The 821-nt window shown below is 42.8% G+C and carries 1 protein-coding gene; it reads right to left on the bottom strand.

Annotation, left to right across the window (positions count from 1 at the left end; genetic code table 11):
* Nucleotides 1-70 precede the first annotated feature (70 nt).
* Nucleotides 71-821 (bottom strand): mannose-6-phosphate isomerase, class I (manA, locus tag AB4496_RS23660; RefSeq protein ID WP_372071594.1); only part of this gene is annotated, 751 nt, incomplete at its 5' end.

Below are 821 nucleotides of genomic sequence, written 5' to 3'. Positions count from 1 at the left end.
TTAAAACACGAAACTACAGTGCCTTCGTATCAACAAATCAAAAGTGAACTACCCGAATACAGCTACTTCGCTAATTAAACGCCCTAGCCACTCGGCCGTTGCTGCTCAATTCGTAGTGACCAATATAGGCTGGGATAAATACCGATTGCCCTTTGGTGAGGGTTAAGTGCTCGCCTTTCTGACTCATTAGCACTAGGTCATCATCTATTGCCATTAAAATTTCAGCGCCACTTGTGATAACTTCTTCTTGATGAGGACGATGAAAGATATTGAAATTGAAGTCACTGACCGGGATATCATAACAATCACATTTACCCAGTTTTGATGGCTCTAACAACAAGCCTTCGAACGGAATTGGCGTGAATTTTGTGCAGGCGACTAACTCAGCGACATCAATGTGTTTTGGCGTTAAACCTGCTCGTAGCACGTTGTCTGAATTTGCCATAATCTCAAGCCCGGTACCTTTAATGTAAGCGTGCGGAGTGTTCGCATTCAAATACATCGCTTCACCTGGCTTTAGTGTGATCAAGTTAAGCAGCAGAACACAAAACAGACCGATATCGTTCGGGTACTGATGGCTAAGTTCAATGATCAATGCAAATTCTGTTTGATCTTGGTGAGCCTCTGCGTAAGTCAGAAGTTGCTCTAGCGCTTGATGTTTACATTGGTCATTAAGCGTTAATAGATCACGGAAAAACGCTTCTAAACCTAGAGAGTCAAGGTGGGTCCCAAACTCTTCAATCAAGCCAGCGAGCACGCTAGAGTCTAATCTTCTGAACAAACCTAATATTTCATTAAATTCTCGAAAGCCATTCATCGCT

This window comes from Vibrio sp. 10N.222.46.A1 (assembly GCF_041473595.1).
GTDB lineage: Bacteria > Pseudomonadota > Gammaproteobacteria > Enterobacterales > Vibrionaceae > Vibrio > Vibrio tasmaniensis_A.
This window is presented reverse-complemented; position numbering and strand designations above follow the sequence as displayed.